General features: G+C 64.9%; 25 protein-coding genes and 1 pseudogene. 14 read left to right on the forward strand and 12 right to left on the reverse strand.

Annotated elements, in window-relative coordinates; all coding sequences use genetic code 11:
- The first annotated feature begins 10 nt into the window (after positions 1-10).
- On the forward strand, positions 11-946 hold the full coding sequence (locus CXQ88_RS07225; protein WP_104043493.1) for a carbohydrate kinase family protein: 936 nt from the start codon (positions 11-13) through the stop codon (positions 944-946).
- 58 nt (positions 947-1,004) lie between these two features.
- On the opposite strand, the pseudogene CXQ88_RS07230 reads toward CXQ88_RS07225, so the two are convergent.
- Positions 1,005-1,612: pseudogene (locus CXQ88_RS07230) on the reverse strand (ZIP family metal transporter).
- Positions 1,613-1,824: 212 nt separating this feature from the next.
- Here CXQ88_RS07230 and CXQ88_RS07235 point away from each other — a divergent pair.
- Complete coding sequence (locus tag CXQ88_RS07235) at positions 1,825-2,298, forward strand: sensor histidine kinase (RefSeq protein ID WP_104043494.1); 474 nt, start codon at positions 1,825-1,827, stop codon at positions 2,296-2,298.
- 57 nt (positions 2,299-2,355) lie between these two features.
- Here the strand turns inward: CXQ88_RS07235 and CXQ88_RS07240 are convergent, their stop codons facing one another.
- The gene (locus tag CXQ88_RS07240) at positions 2,356-2,967 is read right to left on the reverse strand and encodes an NADPH-dependent FMN reductase (protein WP_104043495.1); all 612 of its coding nucleotides are present in this window, start codon (positions 2,965-2,967) and stop codon (positions 2,356-2,358) included.
- 213 nt (positions 2,968-3,180) lie between these two features.
- Here CXQ88_RS07240 and CXQ88_RS21725 point away from each other — a divergent pair, with 213 nt between their 5' ends.
- The 3 genes from CXQ88_RS21725 (at position 3,181) to CXQ88_RS07250 (ending at position 5,244) form a co-directional block, all read left to right on the forward strand.
- Positions 3,181-3,330 (forward strand): hypothetical protein, encoded by a 150-nt coding sequence (locus CXQ88_RS21725; protein ID WP_181037439.1) that lies wholly within the window; start codon positions 3,181-3,183, stop codon positions 3,328-3,330.
- 112 nt (positions 3,331-3,442) lie between these two features.
- Positions 3,443-4,162, forward strand: coding sequence for an SRPBCC family protein (locus tag CXQ88_RS07245; RefSeq protein ID WP_104043496.1), 720 nt, complete (start codon positions 3,443-3,445; stop codon positions 4,160-4,162).
- Positions 4,163-4,335: 173 nt separating this feature from the next.
- The gene (locus CXQ88_RS07250; RefSeq protein ID WP_104043497.1) at positions 4,336-5,244 is read left to right on the forward strand and encodes an SRPBCC family protein; all 909 of its coding nucleotides are present in this window, start codon (positions 4,336-4,338) and stop codon (positions 5,242-5,244) included.
- Between the two features lie 129 nt (positions 5,245-5,373).
- Here CXQ88_RS07250 and CXQ88_RS07255 read toward each other — a convergent pair whose 3' ends face one another.
- Together CXQ88_RS07255 and CXQ88_RS07260 are read right to left on the reverse strand one after the other, a co-directional pair.
- Positions 5,374-7,371, reverse strand: a complete 1,998-nt coding sequence (locus tag CXQ88_RS07255; RefSeq protein ID WP_104043498.1) for a rhamnogalacturonan lyase — start codon at positions 7,369-7,371, stop codon at positions 5,374-5,376.
- Between the two features lie 329 nt (positions 7,372-7,700).
- Positions 7,701-8,636, reverse strand: coding sequence for an SMP-30/gluconolactonase/LRE family protein (locus CXQ88_RS07260; protein ID WP_104043499.1), 936 nt, complete (start codon positions 8,634-8,636; stop codon positions 7,701-7,703).
- 200 nt (positions 8,637-8,836) lie between these two features.
- Here CXQ88_RS07260 and CXQ88_RS07265 point away from each other — a divergent pair, with 200 nt between their 5' ends.
- Entirely contained in the window at positions 8,837-9,175 is a 339-nt protein-coding gene (locus CXQ88_RS07265) for a hypothetical protein (RefSeq protein ID WP_104043500.1), read from the forward strand.
- A gap of 33 nt (positions 9,176-9,208) precedes the next feature.
- Here CXQ88_RS07265 and CXQ88_RS07270 read toward each other — a convergent pair whose 3' ends face one another.
- The 3 genes from CXQ88_RS07270 to CXQ88_RS07280 all read right to left on the reverse strand — a co-directional run bounded on the left by CXQ88_RS07270 (position 9,209) and on the right by CXQ88_RS07280 (position 11,483).
- Complete coding sequence (locus CXQ88_RS07270) at positions 9,209-10,141, reverse strand: threonine/serine dehydratase (RefSeq protein ID WP_104043501.1); 933 nt, start codon at positions 10,139-10,141, stop codon at positions 9,209-9,211.
- Between the two features lies 1 nt (position 10,142).
- Entirely contained in the window at positions 10,143-10,403 is a 261-nt protein-coding gene (locus CXQ88_RS07275) for a hypothetical protein (protein ID WP_104043502.1), read from the reverse strand.
- Positions 10,404-10,622: 219 nt separating this feature from the next.
- Positions 10,623-11,483, reverse strand: coding sequence for a hypothetical protein (locus CXQ88_RS07280; protein ID WP_258061720.1), 861 nt, complete (start codon positions 11,481-11,483; stop codon positions 10,623-10,625).
- A gap of 191 nt (positions 11,484-11,674) precedes the next feature.
- Here CXQ88_RS07280 and CXQ88_RS07285 point away from each other — a divergent pair, with 191 nt between their 5' ends.
- Complete coding sequence (locus CXQ88_RS07285; RefSeq protein WP_258061721.1) at positions 11,675-12,433, forward strand: GntR family transcriptional regulator; 759 nt, start codon at positions 11,675-11,677, stop codon at positions 12,431-12,433.
- A gap of 22 nt (positions 12,434-12,455) precedes the next feature.
- On the opposite strand, the gene CXQ88_RS07290 is transcribed toward CXQ88_RS07285, so the two are convergent.
- Together CXQ88_RS07290 and CXQ88_RS07295 are read right to left on the reverse strand one after the other, a co-directional pair.
- The gene (locus CXQ88_RS07290) at positions 12,456-12,914 is read right to left on the reverse strand and encodes a PTS sugar transporter subunit IIA (protein ID WP_104043503.1); all 459 of its coding nucleotides are present in this window, start codon (positions 12,912-12,914) and stop codon (positions 12,456-12,458) included.
- The gene (locus CXQ88_RS07295; RefSeq protein WP_104043504.1) at positions 12,914-13,144 is read right to left on the reverse strand and encodes a glucose PTS transporter subunit EIIB; all 231 of its coding nucleotides are present in this window, start codon (positions 13,142-13,144) and stop codon (positions 12,914-12,916) included. The genes CXQ88_RS07290 and CXQ88_RS07295 overlap by 1 nt, the downstream gene beginning before the upstream one ends.
- 230 nt (positions 13,145-13,374) lie before the next feature.
- On the opposite strand from CXQ88_RS07295, the gene CXQ88_RS07300 reads away from it, so the two are divergent.
- The 5 genes from CXQ88_RS07300 (at position 13,375) to CXQ88_RS07320 (ending at position 17,773) form a co-directional block, all read left to right on the forward strand.
- Positions 13,375-14,625, forward strand: coding sequence for a PTS transporter subunit EIIC (locus tag CXQ88_RS07300; RefSeq protein ID WP_104043505.1), 1,251 nt, complete (start codon positions 13,375-13,377; stop codon positions 14,623-14,625).
- A gap of 50 nt (positions 14,626-14,675) precedes the next feature.
- Positions 14,676-15,455: a glucosamine-6-phosphate deaminase gene (nagB, locus tag CXQ88_RS07305; protein WP_104043506.1), complete on the forward strand. Its 780-nt coding sequence runs from the start codon at positions 14,676-14,678 to the stop codon at positions 15,453-15,455.
- Between the two features lie 2 nt (positions 15,456-15,457).
- Positions 15,458-16,204 carry a copper homeostasis protein CutC gene (locus CXQ88_RS07310; protein WP_258061722.1) on the forward strand — a complete coding sequence of 249 codons (747 nt, stop codon included), beginning with the start codon at positions 15,458-15,460 and terminating at the stop codon, positions 16,202-16,204.
- The gene (locus CXQ88_RS07315) at positions 16,204-17,421 is read left to right on the forward strand and encodes an N-acetylglucosamine-6-phosphate deacetylase (RefSeq protein WP_104043672.1); all 1,218 of its coding nucleotides are present in this window, start codon (positions 16,204-16,206) and stop codon (positions 17,419-17,421) included. The genes CXQ88_RS07310 and CXQ88_RS07315 overlap by 1 nt, the downstream gene beginning before the upstream one ends.
- A 64-nt stretch (positions 17,422-17,485) precedes the next feature.
- Positions 17,486-17,773, forward strand: coding sequence for a hypothetical protein (locus CXQ88_RS07320; protein WP_258061723.1), 288 nt, complete (start codon positions 17,486-17,488; stop codon positions 17,771-17,773).
- 188 nt (positions 17,774-17,961) lie between these two features.
- On the opposite strand, the gene CXQ88_RS07325 is transcribed toward CXQ88_RS07320, so the two are convergent.
- A complete protein-coding gene (locus CXQ88_RS07325) occupies positions 17,962-18,864 on the reverse strand; it encodes a Rieske 2Fe-2S domain-containing protein (RefSeq protein WP_104043508.1) in 903 nt (300 codons plus the stop codon).
- A gap of 108 nt (positions 18,865-18,972) precedes the next feature.
- The gene (locus tag CXQ88_RS07330) at positions 18,973-19,272 is read right to left on the reverse strand and encodes a putative quinol monooxygenase (protein ID WP_104043673.1); all 300 of its coding nucleotides are present in this window, start codon (positions 19,270-19,272) and stop codon (positions 18,973-18,975) included.
- Positions 19,273-19,400: 128 nt separating this feature from the next.
- Here CXQ88_RS07330 and glgX point away from each other — a divergent pair, with 128 nt between their 5' ends.
- Both glgX and CXQ88_RS07340 read left to right on the forward strand, forming a co-directional pair.
- On the forward strand, positions 19,401-21,599 hold the full coding sequence (gene glgX, locus CXQ88_RS07335; protein ID WP_104043509.1) for a glycogen debranching protein GlgX: 2,199 nt from the start codon (positions 19,401-19,403) through the stop codon (positions 21,597-21,599).
- Positions 21,596-22,561 (forward strand): hypothetical protein, encoded by a 966-nt coding sequence (locus CXQ88_RS07340; protein WP_258061724.1) that lies wholly within the window; start codon positions 21,596-21,598, stop codon positions 22,559-22,561. The genes glgX and CXQ88_RS07340 overlap by 4 nt, the downstream gene beginning before the upstream one ends.
- Before the next feature lie 28 nt (positions 22,562-22,589).
- Here the strand turns inward: CXQ88_RS07340 and CXQ88_RS07345 are convergent, their stop codons facing one another.
- Positions 22,590-22,988 carry a cupin domain-containing protein gene (locus CXQ88_RS07345; protein WP_104043510.1) on the reverse strand — a complete coding sequence of 133 codons (399 nt, stop codon included), beginning with the start codon at positions 22,986-22,988 and terminating at the stop codon, positions 22,590-22,592.
- Between the last annotated feature and the right edge of the window lie 89 nt (positions 22,989-23,077).

Below are 23,077 nucleotides of genomic sequence, written 5' to 3' on the forward strand. Positions count from 1 at the left end.
AAAGACAGACATGCACAACAACGGTAAGCCGAACCGTCCGCGGCAGGTGCTGGACGCCGTCGTTATCGGGGAAGCCCTTATCGACGTCGTCAGCACGCCGGAGGGCACCAACGAGCACCCTGGCGGGTCACCGGCCAATGTCGCCTACGGCCTCGCCCGGCTGGGAGTCAGCACCGGGCTGCTCACCGCCGTCGGCGCCGACCGCCGTGGTGGTGTGCTTCGGGAGCACCTTACCGGCGCCGGCGTGACGCTCCTGCCAGGCTCCCGCCCACTGGACAGAACCTCGACGGCGACCGCCACCATCACCCGCGACGGCTCAGCGACCTACGCCTTCGACATCACCTGGGATGTGGAACCGCTGGACCGCGTGCACACCCCGCCCAAGGTCCTTCACACCGGTTCAATCGCAAGCTTCCTCGCACCCGGCGCCGCAACAGTCCGGACAGTTCTCCAGCAACTCCGGCACGAGTGCACCATCACCTACGACCCCAATATCAGGCCGGCCCTGCTCGGAACCCACGCCGAAGCGCTGCGCACCTTCGAGGACCTGGTCCACCTCACCGACGTCGTCAAACTCAGCGACGAAGACGCCGAATGGCTCTACCCGCACAAGACCGTGGACGAAACTGCCACCCACATCCTCAAGCTGGGAGCGGATCTTGCTGTCATCACCAAGGGCTCATCAGGCTCATTGCTCGCGACGCCCTCCACCTCCCTCAGCATCCCCGCGGTGAAGTCCGCAGTTGTTGACACCATCGGCGCCGGCGACTCCTACATGTCCGCCCTGATCCTGGGACTCCTCACCCGCGGAACCGACGGCTACGCGCCTTCCGTCCTCGAACAGCTCGGACGCACAGCGGCCGCCGCGGCCGCGATCACAGTGGGCAGGGCCGGGGCGAAACCCCCTACGGCGCACGAACTCCGCTCACAGCTACAAGAGCAATAAACTGGCCGCTGGGAACTCCGTTCGGTGCGGCCCGCCGTCGTCCTGTCCCCAAGAGGTCCTATCCGCCGAGGTGGTGGATGGTGAACGCGGTAAGGAAGCCCACTGACGCCGTCAGCCCGGTGAGGTTGTGGTGCTCCTCGAAAGCCTCCGGAATCATGGTGTCCGCCAGCATGGCCAGGATTCCCCCGGCCGCCACAGCGGTAATGAACGCCACCACCCCGCCCGGGGCACGGCCGCCATCATCGTCGGGCTGACCGCTCCGCCTGCCAGCATGCCAACGCCGAGAACCACCGATTCCGGCACTCCGTCCAGCAAAGCGCCCTCGGCTATCGCCGTCCCGCTGCCGGGGTCTTCGGATTCCGACGGCTGCTGCTTCCCGGAGCGCTTGCGGTGCTTAGCCCCTGCCCTGGCCAGCATCATGTTCGCTCCGACGTACACCACGGCGCCGGCGAGGAATCCGACCACGGTGGGCCACAGCCCGCCCCCTTGTACTGCCTCATCCACCAACTCGAACGCCAGGGCAGAAATCAGCACCCCCGCACCGAAGGACATGATCGAGGAGAATAGTTTGGGCGGCAGGTTCCAGCGCCAGGAAAGCGCCGCGCCAATTACCAGCGCTGCTCCGGCGGCAGTTCCCCACAGCAGCGCCTGAGCCCATAACGGCATGTGCTCCCACTTCCCGGCTCATCCAGCGGGAGCCTCCAACCGACGACAAGGCAAGAAACCGGGTGCTCCCGCAGGGCCTAAAGCAGCCAGCCTAGTTGAGCGAATTGCCGCGCGCAGAATTGATGGGATCTTGAGGAAAACCTTGCTGCCCATTGACGTTGCAGGTCCACGCTGGAGGTATCGAACCAACAGCTTGCGGGGTGCAGGAAGTCATGGGAAACGAAACAGCTTTTGATGAAGTAACAGCCGTGGCAGGCGTGCTGACGGATCAGCATCCGCTCGACTTCTACAGCCTGGGGCTGGCCGGCTGCATCGACCGGCTCACGGGACCCCTCCGTCAGCGAGGGACCGCGGTCAGCTGGGACACTCCGCACTGGGGCATCGAGATTCCGCCGGACTGCGCGTCCCTGCTGTACCAGTCGGCACGCGAGGCCCTCAGCAACGCGTTCAAGTACTCCGAAGCGTCGCAGCTCAACGTCCAGCTCGCCGCCGTCGACCACGGGATCCGCCTGGTAGTGGCCGACGACGGCACAGGCTTCGACTGCAAGCTCGCCACGTGCGGGCGCCACCACGGCTACGGCCTCCGGCTTATGTCCGTGGCCGTCCATGAAGCCGGCGGCACCGTGGACATCAGCTCCACCCCCGGGCACGGGACGAGCGTGACCGTCACCCTGCCCCTGGACTAAAGACTCGGATGCCCGCCGTCGCTGGGACGGCGGGCATCCGTACTTCTGCCCTGACTGCTAACGGGAGAGCTTTGCCGAGTCCGGTTCCAGGTCCCCAATGTGGCCGGGCGCGTTGGCGGCCAGGACACGGGCTACGAAGGCACCGTACTCGTCCATGTAGTGGCGCAGGAACTTGGCGGTTCCCTCATCCTTGACCTCGCCGTCAGCACCGAACACGTCGGGGTTGTAGTGGATGTAAACCTCAGGGGCGTTCAGCTGCGGCGCGTCAAGGAAGCTCAGGACACTGCGCATCGAGGACTGCATTACCGCGGTGCCGATGCTGCCCGGCGATGCTCCGATGATTCCCGTAGGTTTACGGGCAAAGGAGTTGCTCCCCCACGGGCGGGAGCCCCAGTCGATGGCATTCTTGAGGGCACCGGGGATGGAACGGTTGTACTCCGGAGACACGAACAGGATTCCGTCGGAAGCTTCGATGGACTCCTTCAGGGCACGCCCTTCCGGAGGGAAGTCGGCGTCGTAATCGTAGTTGTAGAGCGGGAGGTCCCTGATGGGGATCTCGGTGAACTCCAGGTCCTCCGGAGCGAGTTTGATAAGTGCGTTGGCGAGGACCCGGTTGATGGAGCCCGATGCCAGGCTCCCCACAAAATATCCGATGCGGTACGGTGCCATGAGTGTTCCTTCCAAAGGCCAGTCAGCGCCGGCCGTCCATGTTCTGCCTGGAAAAGATGCCGCCCGTGGCGGGACGGCGGTTGGTGCCCACTGCAGCACCAGTCCAGCACAGAAGACCCGTCCCGGCCAGAGCCTTGCCAAGGTCCTTGACAGGCCGGGCCGGGGAGCGCTGAATGATCTGTAGTGAAGTCCCCGGCGCGGTCAGGAGCAGCCATGAGTGAGAATCCATTGCAGGATGAGCGGGTCCATACGGAGGCACCCGCAGAGGGCGACCCGGATGCGGACATCACCGAAATCAGGGTCCACTCCCAGGATCCGGCCGAGGGGCCTGATACTCCGAAAGCTGCCGTGCCCGGCAAATAGTCCGCGCCCAAAAACCGAAGCCACTGAATCACTGCGCCTGAGCGGCCTCCAGCCAAAACACGGGAGATCGAGCCGCCGCACTCATCGGATTCGTTCAGTCGAAGGAGACGTCGTGAGCACGAAAGTGGAAAAACGGATCGTGGTCGATGTACCGGTCAGCGCGGCCTACAACCAGTGGACGCAGTTCGAGGACTTCCCTCACTTCATGAGCGGCGTGGAGAGCGTGACCCAGCTGAGCGACGACCGCCTGAAGTGGGTGGCCCGCATCGGCGGCTTCCACCGGCAGTGGGAGGCGAAAATCCTTGAGCAGGTCCCGGACCACAGGGTGGCCTGGGCCTCTACCGAAGGCGCAACGAACGCCGGCACCATCGAGTTTCGGGACCTCGGCGAAAACAGGACGGAACTCGCCCTGACCCTTGAGTACCAGCCCGCGGGCGTGGTGGAGAAGCTGGGTGACCTGCTCCACGTGGTGGGCCGCCAGGCCGAGCACGACCTGAAGAAGTTCAAGGAATTCATCGAGCACGAGGGCCATGCCACCGGGGCCTGGCGCGACGCGATTCCGGGATCGGTGGCGGGCAGCCCGGCCAGCACTATGGCTTCCGGCACGGCAACAGCGGGCACGCCGGTAGCCGGCATGCCAGAGCCTGCAACAGTACCGCGGCCCTACAACAGGTTCGAGCACCCGTTCGACCAGACCGGTGGACTGGTGGACTTTGAGGGTGAGTCGGACGAGACAAGCGACGGCGAGAATTACAGTTCCGCTGAACGCAGGAGCCGCCGGCATGATCAAGGCTTCATCCCGCCCTACGGTGGCAGCCCGGGACAATTCTGACCGCTCTCCCCACGGAAAGGCTCGACGGCGGCTCTTGGCCCGGCAATTCGGGGCCAAGAGCCGCCGTCGTTTTTCTTGCTCTGGAAACCTGCCGGCCCTTTAGGTATGTTGGTAAGCATGCTGATGATTTTTACCGACTCATCAGCTTCCGGTAGCAAAGCGAAGGAGACGTTATGAGCACGAAGGTCGAAAAACGCATTCTGGTGAACGTACCGGTAAGCACCGCTTACAACCAGTGGACCCAGTTCGAGGAGTTCCCGCACTTCATGGGCGGCGTCAAGAGCGTGACGCAGCTCAGTGACGACAGGCTGGAGTGGGTGGCCGAGATCGGCGGCATCCGCCGGCAGTGGGAAGCCAAGATCCTGGAGCAGGTCCCCGACCGCAAGGTGGCGTGGGCCGCTACGGAAGGCGCCACGAACGCCGGCGCGATTGAGTTTGAGGACATCGGCGGCGGCCAGACCTCCCTGCAGCTGACCCTCGAGTACGAACCCGAGGGCATTATCGAGAAGGTGGGCGACAAGCTCAACGTCGTTGACCGCCAGGCCGAGGCAGACCTGCAGCGGTTCAAGGAATTCATCGAGGATGAGGGTTACGCCAGCGGCGCCTGGCGCGGCAGCGTCAGCTCCGGAGCCCCAGCAGGCACCCCCGGCGTGGAGGACGCAGCAGGATCCCGCGGCGATTCGGGCAAGGCCGGCATCTCCGGCAAGGTGGCTGCGGGCCTGGGCGTTGCTGCGGCAGCTGGTGCGGCAGCAGCCATGGCCGGTTCCAAGAAGGACACTTCCGGGGAAGTCGTTGATGTATCTGTCGGGACCGCCGAGCCTGTCACCGTCACCCCGGTCCCGACAGATACGACAACCACTACGGGCACGACGGCGGCTGCGGGCACCACCGGTTCGGTCGCCGATCTGGGTGATGACAGGATCGGCCACGCCTTCGACCAGACCAACGGCCTGGTGGACACCACCGGCGAGTCCGACGAGACGGTTGAGGGCGAGAACCTCAGCGCCGGGGAACGGCGGGAAGGCGACCGCCGGCCCGACGGCGGGCTGCCGCCGGTGGGCGGGAACCTCGGCCAGCACTAACCGGGACTCACCCGGCACCGAAACTGACCGCAGCTGACAGCTAAGGCAGGATCCGGCGTCGGACATTCCGCATAACGAAAGCGCCGCCCACCTCCCTTTGGAGGCGGGCGGCGCTTCGCTGTTTCCGGGTTACTTGCCTGTGCCGGCGTACTTCACGGACGGCGCGGCCGGGGTCTCCATGCCCTCGCCGATGAAGAAGCTCGGGTGCGGCGGCTGGTTGTAGGCCACGTTCTCGCGGGCAACGGCGGTCCGGTAGACGGTGTCGTGCATGAGGGTGCGGAGCCGGACCTCGGTGGGTGAGGTGCTGGTGTAGATCCGCAGCTCGGTGCTGTCCGACGACGGGAAGGCCAGTTCCTCGCGCCAGTCACCCAGGAGGTCCGCCTGTAGCGACGGGTTGCCCTTGGTGTGATTGTTGGTCCTTGCGCCCGTGGCGGTAAGGAGCCGGTCACTGGACTCGGTTTCCCAGTTCCACTTGGAGACGGTGGGGACACCCACGCCGGCTACGGCGTCGAAGTCGTGGTCAACGATTTCGCGGAGCAGGTCGCCGTCCCACCAGGCCATGAAGTTGGCGGCGGGGATCTTCTCGGAGATCCGCTCACCCTTCGCGGACATCAGGTATCCGACCGGGGAGTTCCAGGCAGCGTCGCCGCCCACAGCCCAGCCTTCCGCGCCGGCATGGCGGGGGTCGATGTCGCCGATGGCGCCGCGGCCGGTGTCCCTGGTGGCAGGAATGCTCCAGAGGACTTCGCCGGTGGCGGCGTCGCGGAAGGTGGCGCCGCGGTTGCCGCTCTGGCTCATGCTCTCGTGCACGGCGAAGGTCTCCATGCCCGGGCGGGACGGATCCCAGTCGCTGGTGTGGATGGTGTCTCCATGGCCAAGCTTGGTGTTGTAGAGCGGCGTGCCGTCGTCGTCGATGGTCATGGAGCCGAAGACGAACTCGTCCTTACCGTCCTGGTCCACGTCCGCCACGGAGAGGTTGTGGTTGCCCTGGCCCTTGTACTCTGCCCCGGCAATGTCGGAATCGAAGGTCCAGCGCTTCACCAGCTTGCCGTCCACCAGGTCATAGGTGACCACAACGGCGCGGGTGTAGTAGCCGCGGCTGAACATCATGGACGGCCGCTCGCCGTCAAGGTAAGCGACGCCGGCAAGGAAGCGGTCCACGCGGTTGCCGTAGCCGTCACCCCAGGAGCTGACGTTGCCGCGCGGCGGGTCGTAGGGCACGGTATCCATGATGGTGCCGGTGGCGCCGTTGAATACGGTGAGGAATTCGGGCCCTGCCAGGACGTAGCCGCCGCTGTTGCGGTAGTCTGCCGCGGCATCGCCGATGACGGTGCCGGCGGCATCCTTGGTGCCGTCCGCCGTCTTCATGGACACTTCGGCCTTGCCGTCACCGTCGAAGTCGTAGGCGAGGAGCTGCGTGTAGTGGGCGCCGGCGCGGATGTTGTGGCCCAGGTCGATGCGCCACAGCTTGGTGCCGTCCATCTTGTAGGCGTCAACGTACACGTTGCCTGTGAAACCGGACTTCGAGTTGTCCTGCGCGTTGGAGGGATTCCAGAGCTGGATGATCTCGTAGCTGCCGTCGCCGTCGAGGTCTGCAACGCTCGCGTCGTTGGCAGAGTAGGTGTATGGCTTTCCGTCCTTGCTGACGCCGTCGGCGGGCTTGTCCAGCTTGATGGCAAGGTAGTTCCGGGCCAGCGGCGTGACTTCCGCGCTCAGCTTGTCCTGCCCGTTGCCGTTGCCCACCGTCTTGATGACGTACTTGGAGGCTGCGGTTCCGGCCGGGTCAACATACGTGGTGGTGTTGCGGATGGGCTCTTCGGTGAGCTGGATGCCGTCGCGGATCACATGGAAGCCAACGCTGTCCTTGTCCAGGCCCAGCATGCGCCAGCCAAGGGTGACGCCCTGGTCTGTCAGCACGGCAACAGGTGCCCGGTCCAGGTTCTCCACCTGGCGCTGGAGCCCGGCCTTGCCGGCCTGCCCGGGGTCAGATACCGGGTTGGCCTGCGCCAGGGGCAAGCCGGTAAACGCCAGAGCGGCAGCTGTGAGTGATGCTGCCGCAGCAAGCGGGGCGGCCTTCCAGGCGCGGCCTCCACGGGACAGACGGGAACATTTTGAGGGATTAGGCAAGTGAACATCTCCTTTGATGCGGCGGCAGCTGAGTCTGCCGCACGACAGTTTGGAACGTTTCACTCCTCTGCGAGATCAAGCCGTTGCGGGGTGGCTGTGGGCTGGTCGAAGCAGGAGGGAAAGCGCTTTCTGCCCTTTAGGTCTATCAGCGTGGCTTGAGGAGGGTCAAGGGCTTCGCGATACTAAGTGGGAGAATTTGTTCCATTACGTTTTGTTATGGACTGGACGAGGGGCCGAGCGGGACCCATTCAGACACGCGAAACTGGCTGGCAGTTGACGTCGCAAAACTGGGTTTTGACGACGTTACCTGCCAGCCAGTTGGGATTTAGTCAGTCACGCGCCGGGACCAGGACCACCTCGTGCGGGCTGGCCGGCCGGTTGAACTGTGCATTCACAGCGGCAAGGGTATCGCCAAACTTGGCAACCGTCGCCGGAACGTCAAAGTGCTTGCTGGTGATGACGTCCCGGACCGTCCCGGAAGACAGGTCACCGGCCAGCTTGACGCGGGAAATCTTGTTGGCCATGTTTTGAACCGCCCACAGCGTGTTGCCCTGCACGAGGATGCCGTCTACGAACTCCAGGTCCAGGCCTTTGATCCTGATGCTATCGCCGTTCCACGGATTCACCCTGTAGAGTGCCTTGTTCTTGGTATGGGCCACGATCAGCACGTGGTCATCCTTGGCTGCCGCAATGCCGTTAAGCCCAAAATCCGCGGGTGCCAGGGCAGCGCCTGCCTCGCCTTTCACGGTCAGCGTCCGGACAGCTTTGCGCACCTCTCCCCAGCGGCTGACCTTGACCTGATACAGCTCGCCGTACTTCGAGTTCGTAAACCAGGCGCCGTCGTCGGTGAGAACGACGTCATTGATGAACGAACCTTTCTTAGTGGTCAGCGTGAGGTCGGCGACCGTAGCCTTGGTTTCGGTGTTGTAGATGTACGCCTTCCCGTTACCTCCGCCGGCCACGTACAGCAGGTCCTTACGGACATCCGCCTTCATCCCCACGGCCATCCGCCCCTTAGGGACGTCAATGAAACGTTTGGCCTTGCCGTCACGTAGGTCGCCACGGAAAATATCGCCGGTCATGAGCTCCCCGGCGTAGAAAGTCTTCCCCTTGCCGGCCGCGATGCCCTCGGCGGACTTGGCGCCGTCGAGCACAATAACGTCGTCCCGGGAAGGCGGAGAGGCCGCCGCCGGCAGCGCGGTGGGTAACAGCAGGGCCAAAAGAGCGATGAATCCGACGGCGGTACGGCGCTGTACTCGGCGCATGGTGCTTCCTTGAATTGGGCTGGTGCGCGGGGCCCAATCTGCGGCAGCTCCGCACGATGGTGTTGCCATTTTAAACACTTACGGGACGGCCCGCCAGAGCCTGGTACCCCCTTCATAGTCGCGGGTGCGGGCATCCCGGACCACCACCGTGTCCGGGATTCTGCTTACAATCGAAACCTCAATCAACTACTGAGGGACCCATGAAGAAACTCGCCACAGCCCTGATCGCCGCCGGACTCGTTGTCTCCGCAACGGCCTGCACCGCTTCGAACCAGCTCACCACCGCGGAAACCTGCGAGCGGATCCAGAGCGTTGTGTCCAGCCCTGCGAACAACGCGGGCAAGACGGGCATGAACCGCCTCGCCAACCAGATTCGGCCGATCCATGCGGTCGCTTCCGATGACCTTAAGCCCGCCCTTGAGTCCATCCTTGAGTACACGGATGAGCAGGCGAAGGAAACCCCGGACGAAGCAAAGCTGTCCGAGCTCCAGGCCGGTTACGAGCAAGCCGGCACAACCTACAGCCAGGTCTGCAGCTAATCCTTTCCCTTTGACCGGTCCCGGCCGTCCTTCCTAGAGGGTGGCCGGGTCCGTGTTCGCCCCGCAGAGAACTACCGCGACGCGCTCCCCGGGCTTGGGCTCATACGCGCCCGAGGTCAGGGCGGCATACGCCGCGGCAGCACCGTGTTCCACCACCATCCGATAGTTGTTCCACAGGAGCGAACGCGCGGTGACGATGTCGGCGTCGGACACCAGAACGCCGACGACGCCGGCTCGGACCGCGACGGAGAAGCCGATGTCGCCGATGCGTCGGGCTCCCAGGGAATCGGCAGCGATGCCGGACACCGCCACGTCAACGGGTTCACCCGATGCCAGGGCGGCATGGAGCGTCGGTGCGTTTTCGGGTTCCACGCCAACCACCCTCGCCTGGCCTTCCACGGCTGCGGCGATTCCGGCCATCAGTCCCCCTCCGCCCACCGCAACCAGCACGGTGTCCACCCCGGCTATCTGCTCCAGCAGTTCCGTCCCCACCGTTCCGGCGCCGGCAGCGATTTCGGGCTGATCATAAGCGTGGCAGTAAACAGCGCCGGTTTCCCGGGCGTGCGCCACCGCGGCCTGGTAGGCCTCGGCGTATTCCGCTCCGCCCTGAATGACCTTAGCGCCGATCGCCTCGAGCTTCCTCACCTTCACAGGCGGCGCCGCAGCCGGGACGAAGACCGTTGCCGGGACTCCCAGCTGGGCTGCCGCGTAGGCGTTGGCCAGCCCGGCGTTTCCACCGGAAGCCACCACCACGCCGACGTCGGATTTCAGCTCTCCGCGCTCTTTACTCGCGAGGATGCGGTTGAGCGCGCCCCGGGCCTTGAAGGTGCCGGTGTGCTGCATGAGTTCGCACTTGAACCACACCTCGCCCTGGAACGTGCCTGGGTCAGCCTGCAGGACCGGCGTCAGCCGGGTGAGGCCGGCCGTCCGCCGTGCCGCGTCGTCTACATCGGCACGGGTAATCACGTCAGACTTCGTCGTCCCAGGTTCCGGGCTCCTCCAAGGCTTCCTCGGGCTTGTGCTCCTGGGGTGGCGCGCCGCTTCCGGAGTACGACGCCGGTACGGTACCGGCCGCGTGCGCCTGCTGTTCCTCGCGGATGTTGCTGGCACCTGGCAGTTCCGGGTGCTGGCCGCTCTGTGGCGCCTCCGTCACTTGCTTCGCCTCCTCGGGGTCACCGGGACCGCGAAGGTCGGCGGTATTCTGGGGCTCCTCATTCGAAGTGGTCATGCTGCTGCCTTTCAACTTGAGTACCGGCTGTTCTCCTGGCCCGGGCTTACGCTTCAGACCGGCCAGCCTCCAGCCTACGGTCTGTTGCCGGCGGCCAACAGGAAGCGGCGCCGCCTGTGCCGGCGGCGGAACGCCCGGGAGGACAGGACCATCAGGTCCTGCCCTCCTTGTCGCTTCCTTTAACGCTGCTGGCTCATCGCGGAGCCCCAGCGCGAAACCTTAACGCGACGCGGTCGGCGAGGCCGAGGACGTCTCGGTGCTTTCCGTTTCGGTCTCGGTTGCGGAAGGCGAGGCTGATTCGCCCGGCGACGACGTGCTCGTGGAACCGGAAGTGCTGGTGGACGTCGGGCTGGAAGTCGCGCTGCCGCCGTCGGCCTTCTGGAGCACCTCATTGATGAGGTCCTCGAGTTCCTTCTGGTCCGGATCGCCCAGGTTGGCACCGCTCTTGGTGGCAACAACCAGCAGCTTGCCCTCGGCGGCGGAGACCTGCATCAGCTTCTGCTGGTTCTCGCCGCCGCGGGTGCTGAGGGTACCGAAGGTCTTTTCCGCATCCGTGTTGGCCTGGAGCTCCTCGCTGGTGACCTCATACGTCTGGCCCAGCGCCGTTACGGAAAACTTTTCGCACTGGCCCATCTTGCCGCTGATCCCGTCCAGGACCTCGACGGCGCCCGGCCCCTCGCTGCCCGACTGTGCGGAGATGGTGCGCGGCTGGTCACCCTCTGAAAGCGCGACGGCGATCCCACCGCTCTCCACCGTGTCCAGCAGTCCTGCGGTGGCGATGTCCTTGCAATCTGCGGGGTCAACGGTCGCCGTGCTCAGGAGCAGGTTGGCGATGTTGCCGCCCTGGTCCACCTGCTCCTTGGAGTACAGCTTCAGCTCGCCGCCGTCTTCGTCCTTCAATCCGGCGATCAGCTCGCGGAGCTCATCCTCGGTGTAAACCTTGGCTTCCGCCGTCTGGCTGGCCGAGGCACTCGCCGTCTCCGTGGCAGTTGGGCTCGCAGCGCCACCGCCGCCGCCCGTGCAGCCCGCCAGGGCAATCATCGCTGCAGTCATCAGTCCAAGCGCAGGTACTTTTCGCATTAAGTAGAACCCCTTTAGAAAATAGGAAGCAGGCTTAGTGTTTTCAACACTAGAGGGTTTTCTTGGGAGCAGGAAATACCGGCGCGGCAACTTCAGGCCTCGATCGGGGGAGTAAGGCGCGGCCACCGCAGCTGTGAAATAATCCGAGGCAGTGGTCCTTACCGGACCGCTCCAGGATCGGAGGCGCCGCTTTGCCAGCTACAGCACCAGCAGGGGGCAACGCTCCAGCGGCGAGCGCGCTCATCAACAACTCGCAGGTCCCCAAGCATGAGCAACTGCGCCTGATCATCCTGAGGCTGGCCAAGGAGGAGCTGGAACCCGGCGCCCGACTTCCCAGCGAGCGGACACTCATGGACTCCTACGGCGTCAGCCGGATTACCGTCCGCGCCGCCATCGGTCGCCTCGTCAACGAAGGGCACCTGGTCCGCGTTCCCGCGAAGGGCACTTTTGTGGCCGATTCGCCTGTGCAGTCCACCCTGCACCTTGCCTCGTTCACGCAGGAGATGGAGGCTATGGGGCACGTTCCCAGCACTGTTGTGTTGCTGGCAGAGTCCGCCGCGGCCCCGGATGACACCGCCGAGGCCCTTAGCCTTACTCCAGGATCCGAGGCCATCCACCTCAAGCGCCTGCGGCTGGCGGACGGCCGGCCGGTCAGCGTCGACGATGCCTGGTACAACCCGGAGCACACCCGGGGGCTGCTGGATCTTGACCTGACGGGTTCCGTCTACAAGGCCCTTGCGGCACAGTTCGGCCACGAGATCGACAGGGCCCGGCAGAGCGTCCGGTCCGAGGGCGCCCCGGCGGATGTCGGGGCGCTCCTCGGCACGGGAACGGGAGCGCCGGTGCTCGCGTTCGACCGGGTTTCCTATTCGGGCCCCCTGGCCATCGAGCATTCGCGCTCCTGGTACCGCTCGGACCGTTACTCCCTCAACATGGAAGTCCGGCTCTAGGAGCCGGTCTCAGCCTCCGCGGCTAGTCGAGCGAGAACAGTTCGGCGCCGGCGGTTACAGTGCCGGATGCGACCAGCGTGGCTGTGTCGGGCTTCGTGTCAAGCACGACGACGGGACTCACCATCGAGTACCCAGCCGCCAGGGCGGCGGTGGGATCCACCCGCATAACGGGCGCGCCGGCATCAACGGTGTCCCCTTGAGCAATGAGTAGCTTGAAGCCCTCGCCCTTGAGTTTGACCGTGTCGATGCCCACGTGCGTTAGGACTCCGCGCCCTGATGACTCCACCACCACAAAGGCATGCGGCAGGAGCTTGATCACCTTTCCCGCAACCGGGGATACGACGTCGAACATCTCGCCAGCCGGAGGTTCGACGGCGGCGCCGGACCCCACCATCTGGCCTGCGAAGACGGGGTCCGGGACATCCGCGAGGGGAACCACCGAGCCACTGAGAGGCGCGTGGACAACAAGGGACTGCGCCACTAGAGGAGGTCCTCGATGTCTTCGGCCAGGTTGTCGGCCTCCGGTCCCACAATCACCTGGACAGCAGTTCCAGCGGCCAGGACGCCGTGGGCTCCAGCGGCCTTGAGCGTGGCCTCGTTGACGAGTGAGCCGTCTTTGACTTCCGTGCGCAAGCGCGTGATGCACGCTTCGATTTCCACGATATTGCCGGCTCCGCCGAGGCCTTCAATGATCTTCTCTGCTTTGGACATGGCTGCCCTTTCTGACGGTGCCCGTTCGGAGCACTTATTCATCACCGGAGCCGGCGGCCCAGGTGGGACCAATTATGGCTGCAGCGGCCGCGCCTTTGAAAAGCTCGGCTGCTTAGCTCATGCCTTGACAGGCACTCGTGGGATGAATCACACTGAACTGGTCATAACCAGACAGTACCGGCTAACCCCATCACTCCACAACCCCCAACGAACCCCGTAGAGGTGCAACCATGTCAACGTCTGATACCGCCGCCCTGGCCCCGGAGAAGAAGCCAAACAGGGTTTTCGCGAACCTGCAGCGCCTGGGCCGCTGCCTGATGCTCCCCATCGCTGTCCTTCCCGCTGCAGGCATCCTCCTGCGCATCGGCCAGGCAGATCTGCTGGGAGCGATTCCCGGGTTTGAAGGGGGCGCGGCTGTCATTTCCGCCGCCGGCAATGCCGTCTTCACCTGGCTCCCGTTGATCTTCGCTGTGGGCATTGCTATCGGCTGGGCCAAGAAGGCGGACGGGTCCACCGCTTTGGCAGCAGTGGTGGGGTACATGGTGATCGACGGTGTCTTCAAGGCGATGTCTCCGCTGGTCCTGGCGGGGCAGGTGGACGCCACGGGCAAGCCCGCCGTGATCAATTACGGTGTCCTCGCCGGCATTGTGGTGGGCCTCTTCTCCGCGATGCTGTGGCAGCGCTTCTACCGCACCAAGCTTCCTGACTTCCTGGGCTTCTTCAGCGGCCGGCGCCTGGTGCCAATTCTGACCTCCTTCACCAGCCTGGTAGCCGGCGTTGCACTGGCCCTCGTCTACCCGTTCTTCAACGCAGGCCTCTCAGCCGTGGGTGAGGCCGTGGCGGGCAATGCCGTTGCCGGCGGCGGAGTCTACGGCTTTGCTAACCGCATGCTCATTCCTGCGGGCCTGCACCACATCCTGAACTCGGCCGTCTGGTTCCTGATCGGCGACTACACCGACGCTTCCGGCCAACTGGTCCGCGGTGACCTCAACCGGTTCTTCGCCGGCGACCCCACGGCGGGCGTTTTTATGACCGGGTTCTTCCCCATCATGATGTTTGGCCTGCCGGCCGCCGCTCTCGCCATCTGGCGCCACGCCAAGCCTTCACAGAAGAAGATCGTGGGCGGCGTCATGCTCTCCACCGCCCTCACGGCATTCCTCACCGGAATTACGGAACCGCTCGAGTACTCGTTTATGTTCGTCGCCTTCCCGCTCTACATCGTCCATGCTGCCCTCACCGGAACCTCCATGGCCTTGGTCAACGCGCTCGATATCCACCATGGGTTCACTTTTTCCGCCGGACTAATCGACTTCATCCTGAACTTCGGCAAGTCGGAGAACGGCTGGCTGCTCATCCCCATCGGCCTGGCGTACGCGGTGATCTACTACTTCCTCTTCTCCATCGTTATCAAGCGCTGGAACCTGCGCACCCCGGGCCGGGAGGACGACGAAGTCACTGTGGAGACTGACGCGGCCAAGTAAGTCTCCGGCCGGCGACTACCAGCAAACAGCAACGGAAAGCACCCAACACCATGGAAATTGTCATCCTCCCTGCTCCTGAAGACGTGGCCCGCACTGCTGCAGACGTCATCGAAGAACAGGTCCGCAGCGGCCCGTCCATCCTTGGCTTGGCCACGGGCTCCACGCCCCTCGGCACCTACCAGGAACTCATCAAGCGGCACCGTAACGGCGGACTGAGTTTCGCCGGTGCTCAGGCCTTTCTCCTCGACGAGTACGTGGGCCTGCCCAGCGTGCATCCGCAGTCCTACCATTCGGTGATCCGGGAAGAATTCGTGGACAGCGTGGACTTTACGGCGGGCGCGGTCCACGGCTTGGACGGTGCAGCGGAGGACCTTGACGCTGAAGCAGACCGGTACGAAGCGGCGATTGCAGCAGCAGGAGGTGTGGACATCCAGATTCTCGGGATCGGAACGGACGGCCACGTGGGTTTCAACGAGCCGATGTCCTCACTGGCCTCCCGAACCCGGATCAAGACCCTCACCCAGCAGACACGCAAGGATAACGCGCGCTTTTTCGAGGACCCGGCGGAGGTTCCGGACCATGTGCTGACCCAGGGTCTGGGCACCATCCGGGAAGCGCGGCACCTCCTGCTGCTGGCTATCGGTGAGGCCAAGGCAGAAGCGATTGCGGCAGCCGTGGAAGGTCCGGTGGCGGCAGCGTGCCCTGCCTCCGCACTCCAGTTGCATCCGCATGTGACCGTCCTGCTGGATGAGGCTGCGGCGTCCAGGCTGGCGCACCGGGAGTACTACCAGGACACCTTCGGACGGAAACCCGAGTGGCAGGGACTTTGAGCGTGGCAGGGAGCCTGCTCCGGGTGCCACAGCTTGAGCTGGCAGTAGAAAGCGCCGAGGGTGTACGGCTGGCAGCATCCGTGGGTGCTGCCAGGGTGGAACTTTGCGCTGCCCTCGCCGAGACGGACGGCATCACGCCCAGCATTGCCACCGTCGAGCAGGCTTGCCAGGTGGACCTCCCGGTCCATGTGCTGGTCCGTCCCCGCCCGGGCAGCTTCACTTACAGCGCCGAGGAGCTCGAGGTGCTGGAGCGCGACGTTGTTGCGGCCCTGGAGGCCGGGGCCGCCGGGGTTGTGGTGGGCATGTTGACGGACGACGGCGGACCTGACGTTGCAGCGCTTCTTCGGGTTTCAGAAGTGGCACGCAGTCACAGTCCCGCGGCTGAGGTAACGTTCCACCGTGCGTTCGATGCGGCCCTCGCCGCGGGAGTGGACCCTGGTGATGCATTGACCAGGCTGAATCGCGCCGGTGTCGACCGCGTGCTGACAAGCGGCGGAAGCCCGGACTGCACAGCCGGATTGCCGATGCTGGCGCGGTTGGTGGAGCTGGGAAGGAACCACGCGCCGTCGTTACAGATCATGGCTGGCGGCGGAGTCCGGCTGGAACTGATGTCCGCACTGGTAGCCAGCGGAGTCAATGCCGTCCACACCTCCGCGCGGGGACTCGACCCGTCCACCGGGACCAGGGCACGTGCCGCGGACCCCTCCCTCGCCGCCGGAATGGCTGCGGCTCTGCGAAAGGCCGCATGATGGGCGGGGAATTGTTACTGCGGGGCCACATCGTGTCCGCGAGCGTGGACGTCGAGGACGGCCTGGTAGCGGTCGACGGCGGGCACATCACCTACGCCGGGCCGGCGTCGGACTTTCACGGCGACGTTGGCAGTGCAGCTGATGCTGCCGGAGGCATCCTGCTGCCGGGCCTGGTGGACCTGCACTGCCACGGAGCTCATGGCTCGGACTTCTCGGAGGGCTCGGCGGAGGGCGCCCGTGCTGCTGCCCGCTACCTGCATAGCCGGGGCACCACCACGCTGCTGGCCAGCCTGGTCACCGGAGCACCGGCGGACCTGGTCCGGAATCTCCAGGTGTTGCGGTTGATGGCCGAGGAGGGGCTGGTTGCCGGGTCACATCTGGAGGGCCCCTTCCTCTCGCCCGGGCAGTGCGGCGCCCATGACCCCGCACTGCTGCTGGAACCAGATGCTGAACTGATGGCCGAACTGCTAAACGCCGCAGGTCCGTCCTTGGCTTCCATGACCCTTGCCGCCGAACTTCCCGGCGCTGAGGGGCTCGTGGATCTGCTTGCTCGCCGCGGAGTCATTCCGTCGCTGGGGCACACCGCAGCGGATCACCGGTCCGCGGCCTCGTTCCTGGAGCTGGCAGCCGCCGGGCTTTCCGGAGTATCAACAGCGGCGAGCCGCGGGGGTCAGCGTCCAACAGTTACCCATCTCTTTAACGCGATGCCGAGCCTCCACCACCGCTCCCCCGGCCCCGTCTCCGCCTGCCTCAGTGCCGCGCGCGCCGGGAACGCCGTCGTCGAACTCATTGCCGACGGCGTCCATCTGGCCCCCGAGACGGTGAAGACGGTGTTCGAACTGGTCGGTGCGGACAACATTGCACTTGTCACCGACTCCATGGCTGCCACCGGCTTGGAGGACGGCCACTACAAGCTGGGCACCCTGGCCGTCACGGTCGATGGCGGCGTGGCCCGCGTGGACAACACAGGTGCGATCGCCGGCGGAACGGCAACACTGCTGGACGTGGTCCGGTCCACGGTGTCCGCTGGCGTTTCCTTGCGCGACGCAGTCATATCTGCGAGTGCCGTCCCGGCGTCGGTTTTGGGCCTGTCCCGGCAGGCGGGTGACCTGCGGGCCGGGACGCCGGCCGACGTCGTAGTTGTCGACCAAGAACTGAATGCGGCAGGAGTGCTGCGCCGGGGAGAGTGGGTGGCTGAACTGCAACGATCCGCCTAAGCTGCCGCCCGGCCGCCCAAGTACTCGCCCGCAGAATGTCAGTGCCTCCATAGATGATGTTTGTATGGAAAACGGCGCGGGCACAGCAGCAGCGATGGAGGGCAGACATGCCTCCGTTGGTGTCGTTGACGCGCTGTTTTTTGAGGATGCCGCCTTGGACACTGCCGCTGCTGGCGCCGGCGCTGTTGTGGATGTGCTGCAGCGCCGATACGAGATCTGCCTGGAACGGATGGCTGTGATGCGGCGGCTGGAAGCACAACTCGCTGCGGTCAAGGCCAGGGACGCCGCCGAGGCCGTCGAGATCCAGCACGCGATGACGCCGCCGAGGCCGTCGAGATCCAGCACGCGATGACGCCGCCGGAAGCGCCCGTGCACGAACGGACCTATGCGGAAATGTCAGCGGTCGAGGAAATCGCCGGGGTCCTGACAATAAGCTCCCCAGCAGCCGGGGTCCCGGCGACGGGAAACCGCCCCTTCGAAGATGCCCTCGTAGCCTTGCTACTCGGCTGAGGCAACCACGCGATGTCTAATACGCAATGTTTAGTCCGCGCCGGGGAGGTTCACTTCCACGAGGCCGCCGGTGACACGCGTCTCGAACCGCGGCTGCCGCGCGGTGGCTGGCCCTGCCTGCACCTCGCCGGACCGCAGGGAGAAGGTGCTGCCGTGCCAGGGGCACACGACGCATGGGTCGCCACCATCACTGGCTGAGGCATCGTTCAGACTGGCGCCCTTGAGCTTGCCCTCGTGCAGCGGACCGGAGAGGTGGCTGCAGACATCGGACAACACGTTGACGGACTCCGCCTCGCGGAATACGAGCAGCGGGAGTCCGGCCACGACGCGCTTGTGAAGCTTCCCTTCCGGCAGGTCCTCCAACGGTGCGAGAGGATGCCACCCGCTTGGGAAGCGGTGCAGAATATCTTCGCTGTGATTCACGCCCGCGGCCTGGCGATAGCTGAGGTGGCCGCCCAAAAAGCCGCCAAAACTGACAACTCCGAGGCCCAGATACGCGAGCGCCTTGCCTGCGCCCTGCTGCCTGTTTGCACGCGCCACCAGTGAGGCCGCGTAAAGGCCGGCTGCAGTGATGTTGGCAGCGGCGTGGACCAGTCCCACCCGCTGCTGCTGGCTGTGCAGCTGGGACCAGTCCATGAAGCCGGCCACCGCAGAAGGCAGCGCGGATGCAGTTCCCACGCCGATCAATACGGTGGCAGCCCGGTTGTTGCCGGGGAGCGCGTCCAGGACAGCTGCAGAGATCCAGGATCCCAAGGGAACCTGGACTGCCAGCGGATGCACGGGGTGGCCGATGGGCACCCCGTGGAGAATGTCCCGGGCCCACTGCGGGCGGACCGTACGCTTGACGACTTTCCGGACCTTCTTGGCCACGGGATCCAGCCATTCGGCATCTTCCAGGCGGGTAACAAGCTCAAGTGCAGGCAGCGGTTTCATGTGTCTCCCTTACCCCGTCCGTCAGTATGCAGACGTTAGTGTCCAGTCGATGCCGGTCAGCCTAGCTGCTGCCTGGCGGAAGGGACAGGGGTGGCCGACCAGAGGCTGTCAGCGCAGCGGAGACCCGAGCACTTCGAACTGGTTGCCGCCCATCTCGCCCGAAAGCAACGGCATCGCCTCAGCTATGGCCGCGCGAACGGTGTCCAGCTGCAGCGACGCCTGGTGTGCCTCCGGCGACTCCCACAGCTCGGACACAAACACCGTGTCCGGCATCTCGTCATTGACGCCCACTTCGTACAGCAGGCAGCCGGCCTCCTTCAGCCCGGCCATAGGCCGGAGCAGAATGGACACGACGGCGTCGCGCTGGCCGGGCCTGGTTCCGAGACTTCCCACATTTGCAAAGGTCATGGAGACAGTGTGCAACACAGGGGCGACAGAACTGCGAAGGCAAGGCCCGCCGTCGTACGCCTGCCCTCCTTCCCCGTAGAAGCGGCGCCTCTATGATTCGATGGTGTTCTTCGGATTGGGAGGCGGGCATGGAAGTCTGGACGGGGAACCCCTATCCGCTGGGCGCCACATATGACGGCAGCGGCACGAATTTCGCGGTGTTCAGCGAGGCGGCGAGCGCCGTTCACCTGTGCCTGTTCGACGAAAATGGCGCCGAGCAGAGGATCCGCCTGGAGGCGGTGGATGCCTTCGTGTGGCACTGCTACCTCCCACATATCCTGCCCGGCCAGGTGTATGGCTACCGCATGGAGGGGCCTTATGATCCCGCGCGCGGCCTCCGCTTCAATCCGCACAAGCTGCTGCTGGACCCCTACGCCAAGGCAACCAGCGGCGGCATCACGTGGGGCCAGCCGATGTTCTCCTACAATTTCGGCGACCCCGCCTCGTTCAACACCGAAGACTCCGCTCCCAACACCATGAGATCGGTGGTGATCAGCCCGTTCTTTGACTGGCAGCACGACCGCCCGCCGCGGATCCCCTACAGCGACAGCCTGATCTACGAAGCCCACGTAAAGGGCCTGACGATGACCCATCCGGAAGTGCCGGAGCGGGAACGAGGCACGTATGCCGGCATCGCCCACCCCGCCGTCATCGAACACCTGAAGAAGCTCAGCGTGACGGCGATCGAGCTGATGCCGGTTCACCAGTTCGTCCAGGACAGCACCCTGAGGGACAAAGGGCTTAGCAATTATTGGGGCTACAACTCCATCGGCTTCTTCGCGCCCCACGAGAGCTACAGTTCCAGCACCAAGCCGGGACAGCAAGTGCAGGAATTCAAGGCGATGGTCCGCTCGCTGCACGCCGCCGGCATCGAGGTGATTCTCGACGTCGTCTATAACCACACGGCCGAAGGGAACCATCTCGGGCCAACCCTCTCCTTCAAAGGCATCGACAACCAGGCGTACTACCGGCTGGTTGACCACGAGAAGCAGCACTATCTGGATTACACGGGCACCGGCAACACAATCAACGTCCGCCACCCGCACGCCCTGCAGCTGATGATGGATTCGCTGCGGTACTGGGTGCTGGAAATGCACGTGGACGGGTTCCGCTTCGACCTCGCCTCCGCCCTGGCCCGCGAGTTCTACGAGGTGGACCGGCTGTCGAGCTTCTTTGACCTCGTCCAGCAGGATCCCGTGGTGTCCCAGGTGAAGCTCATCGCCGAGCCGTGGGATGTCGGCCCGGGCGGGTACCAGGTAGGAAACTTCCCGCCCCTCTGGACCGAGTGGAACGGAAAGTACCGCGACGCCGTCCGCGACTTTTGGCGCGGCGCACCCGCTACGCTCGGTGAGTTTGCCTCCCGCCTGGCCGGTTCCTCTGACCTTTACGAGAGTTCAGGACGGCGGCCTGTGGCCTCCATCAACTTCGTCACGGCACACGACGGCTTCACCATGCGCGACCTGGTTTCCTACAACTCCAAGCACAATGAAGCCAACGGCGAGAACAACAACGACGGCGAGTCCCACAATCGATCGTGGAACTGCGGCGCGGAAGGACCCACCACCGACAGTGGCATCCTTGCGCTACGGGCACGCCAGCAGCGCAACTTCCTGGCCACGCTCCTCCTTTCCCAGGGCGTTCCGATGGTGCTGCACGGCGACGAACTGGGGCGCAGCCAGTTGGGGAACAACAATGTTTACTGCCAGGACTCGCCCCTCTCATGGATCAACTGGGAGGAAGCTGACCAGCCCCTGGTGGAGTTCCTTGCAGCGGTCAGCAGGCTGCGCCGGGAACACCCCACCTTCCGCCGCACCAGGTTTTTTGAAGGCCGGCCCGTCCTGCGTGGCCTCGGTCAGCCGCTGCCGGACATCGTCTGGCTCGACAAGGACGCTTCGGCAATGGTTCCTGAAGACTGGGACAATCCCCTCGCCCGGGCCCTCGGGGTCTTCTACAACGGGGCCGGGGTGGGCAAGGACCACCGCGGCCGGGTGATTCACGACCACAACTTCCTGCTGTACTGCAATTCGGGGGACGAGCCTGTGGTCTTCACCCTCCCCAGCGCCGAGTATTCGCCCAGCTGGGAACAACTCATCGATACCGCAGGTGAGCACGCGGACACTGGCCTCCTCCATGCCGACGAGACTGTGGAACTGGCGGGAAAGTCCCTGCTGGTACTTCGGTCTTACGCCAGCCCGCCTGAGAAGCCCGACCACTCCGTCTCCGCCTCACTGGCCCTGCTCTCAACCCCCGAGCCGGCAGTGTTGCCGCGGGTGAAGGAGCTACCTTGAGCCACGCCAGTCCTGACCGTGCACCATCGACGGCGGCCGCAGCTGCGTACCCTGCCGTTCGGCGTACGGGCGGGGGCGGTGCTTCCTGGACCGGCATCCTGATCGGCGTCGTGGCGGGGTTGTTGGGCCTCGCCCCCTGTCTGGTTACCGGGGCACGGCTTCCGCTGCAGAACCTCTGGGGCAGGGAAGCGCTCCCGGCGGAGATGCCCCTATCGCTACTTCCGCTGAGCCAGTACGAGCTCACCACCCTTGTTGCCCTGATGACAGTAGGTGGTGCAGCGGCCGGGGTTGCCTTGAGGTTCCGGCGGCCGGACCGGAGCCGTGCTGGGGTGTGGAGTGTCGCGGCGGGCGTTCTCGCTGTGCAGGTCACGGCAGCCGCGCAGGCGTTCGCTGTCCTCCGGGCAGGACTGGCGCCGGGCTCGGCGTCGGCTCTCTATTTCGTCGGCATCCTGGCCGGTGTGGTCGCCGCCATCGCCGCGAGCCTGGTGGCGTTGTTCCTCCTCGCCTCGCGGTCCCCGGCACGGGCGGCGTTGGGAGTAGGCCTCATGGCGGTGCCTGTTACCTCGTGGGCGGTCAAGTGGTTCGTGAACCTCAGCGAAGTAGGGAATGTGTCCCCAATGGTGCCTGCGGGGGCGCGCTGGTTACCGGCAATACTGGTGGGCCTGGCCTTGGCGTGGTGCGGACTCCGCCCCGCCGGCCGCGTCCTCGTGTGGGTGGCGGACCTGGTTCTGCTGTGGGTGGTTCCGGCGTTGTTCACCTCGGTCAACTACGTATTCGGCACGCGCGTCTACCTGGGCGACTTTGACGAGATGGGCCTGTTGGCCCGTCAGATCCTGGCAGCTACCCTCGGACCCGACGGCGGGGCGGGACCCGCGGTTCTGCTCGCACTGGCCATCGCCCTGGCGGGAACCGGCGCACTGGAAGCACTGCGCAGGAGAAAGCCGGCCAGCGTTTCAACATGAGGCGCTGGCCGGGCTGACCGGAAATGTTCTAGATCAGCGCGTGCATTCCGTGGCTCCGCGGCCGGCCGAACGAAGCGGCGCCAAGGAATTCGACGGCGACGAAGGGCTGATCCCCCACCACCCACTCGTCGTGGCCGGGAGGAAGCGCATAGGTGTCATTCGCCCGGATGGTGGAGCGCCCGCCGTCGGACGTTTCGATTTCCAGTAGCCCGGAGATGCAGTAGCCCAGGTGGTGATGCTCGCAGAAAGCTGTCAGCTCGGCAGGCTTGGCGGACTCGGACCATCGCCAACCCGGCGCCAGGATCAGCCGCGCCACTGAATAGTCATCCACGGTTACAAGGTCGAACTCCGCCTTATCCGGGCAGCGCTTCCTGTCCGGAACATCAAATGACTTAACTGCCAAAGCTCTGATGAAATTTGCGGTCATTCGGACACAGCCTAGGGATCGTGATGGGACGCCTGGCCGCGAACCAGACGATGGGTTCGGATACCGACGAGCGGCTAAGAATATCGAGA

Source organism: Arthrobacter sp. ZGTC412 (assembly GCF_002929215.1).
GTDB lineage: Bacteria > Actinomycetota > Actinomycetes > Actinomycetales > Micrococcaceae > Arthrobacter.

Bases quoted from the DNA above. Each gene is read 5' to 3' on its own strand.
- CXQ88_RS07225 (WP_104043493.1), top strand. From the start codon at position 11: ATGCACAACAACGGTAAGCCGAACCGTCCGCGGCAGGTGCTGGACGCC.
- CXQ88_RS07235 (WP_104043494.1), top strand. From the start codon at position 1,825: ATGGGAAACGAAACAGCTTTTGATGAAGTAACAGCCGTGGCAGGCGTG.
- CXQ88_RS07240 (WP_104043495.1), bottom strand. From the start codon at position 2,967: ATGGCACCGTACCGCATCGGATATTTTGTGGGGAGCCTGGCATCGGGC.
- CXQ88_RS21725 (WP_181037439.1), top strand. From the start codon at position 3,181: ATGAGTGAGAATCCATTGCAGGATGAGCGGGTCCATACGGAGGCACCC.
- CXQ88_RS07250 (WP_104043497.1), top strand. From the start codon at position 4,336: ATGAGCACGAAGGTCGAAAAACGCATTCTGGTGAACGTACCGGTAAGC.
- CXQ88_RS07260 (WP_104043499.1), bottom strand. From the start codon at position 8,636: ATGCGCCGAGTACAGCGCCGTACCGCCGTCGGATTCATCGCTCTTTTG.
- CXQ88_RS07265 (WP_104043500.1), top strand. From the start codon at position 8,837: ATGAAGAAACTCGCCACAGCCCTGATCGCCGCCGGACTCGTTGTCTCC.
- CXQ88_RS07275 (WP_104043502.1), bottom strand. From the start codon at position 10,403: ATGACCACTTCGAATGAGGAGCCCCAGAATACCGCCGACCTTCGCGGT.
- CXQ88_RS07280 (WP_258061720.1), bottom strand. From the start codon at position 11,483: ATGCGAAAAGTACCTGCGCTTGGACTGATGACTGCAGCGATGATTGCC.
- CXQ88_RS07295 (WP_104043504.1), bottom strand. From the start codon at position 13,144: ATGTCCAAAGCAGAGAAGATCATTGAAGGCCTCGGCGGAGCCGGCAAT.
- CXQ88_RS07300 (WP_104043505.1), top strand. From the start codon at position 13,375: ATGTCAACGTCTGATACCGCCGCCCTGGCCCCGGAGAAGAAGCCAAAC.
- nagB (WP_104043506.1), top strand. From the start codon at position 14,676: ATGGAAATTGTCATCCTCCCTGCTCCTGAAGACGTGGCCCGCACTGCT.
- CXQ88_RS07315 (WP_104043672.1), top strand. From the start codon at position 16,204: ATGGGCGGGGAATTGTTACTGCGGGGCCACATCGTGTCCGCGAGCGTG.
- CXQ88_RS07320 (WP_258061723.1), top strand. From the start codon at position 17,486: ATGGAAAACGGCGCGGGCACAGCAGCAGCGATGGAGGGCAGACATGCC.
- CXQ88_RS07325 (WP_104043508.1), bottom strand. From the start codon at position 18,864: ATGAAACCGCTGCCTGCACTTGAGCTTGTTACCCGCCTGGAAGATGCC.
- CXQ88_RS07330 (WP_104043673.1), bottom strand. From the start codon at position 19,272: ATGACCTTTGCAAATGTGGGAAGTCTCGGAACCAGGCCCGGCCAGCGC.
- glgX (WP_104043509.1), top strand. From the start codon at position 19,401: ATGGAAGTCTGGACGGGGAACCCCTATCCGCTGGGCGCCACATATGAC.
- CXQ88_RS07345 (WP_104043510.1), bottom strand. From the start codon at position 22,988: ATGACCGCAAATTTCATCAGAGCTTTGGCAGTTAAGTCATTTGATGTT.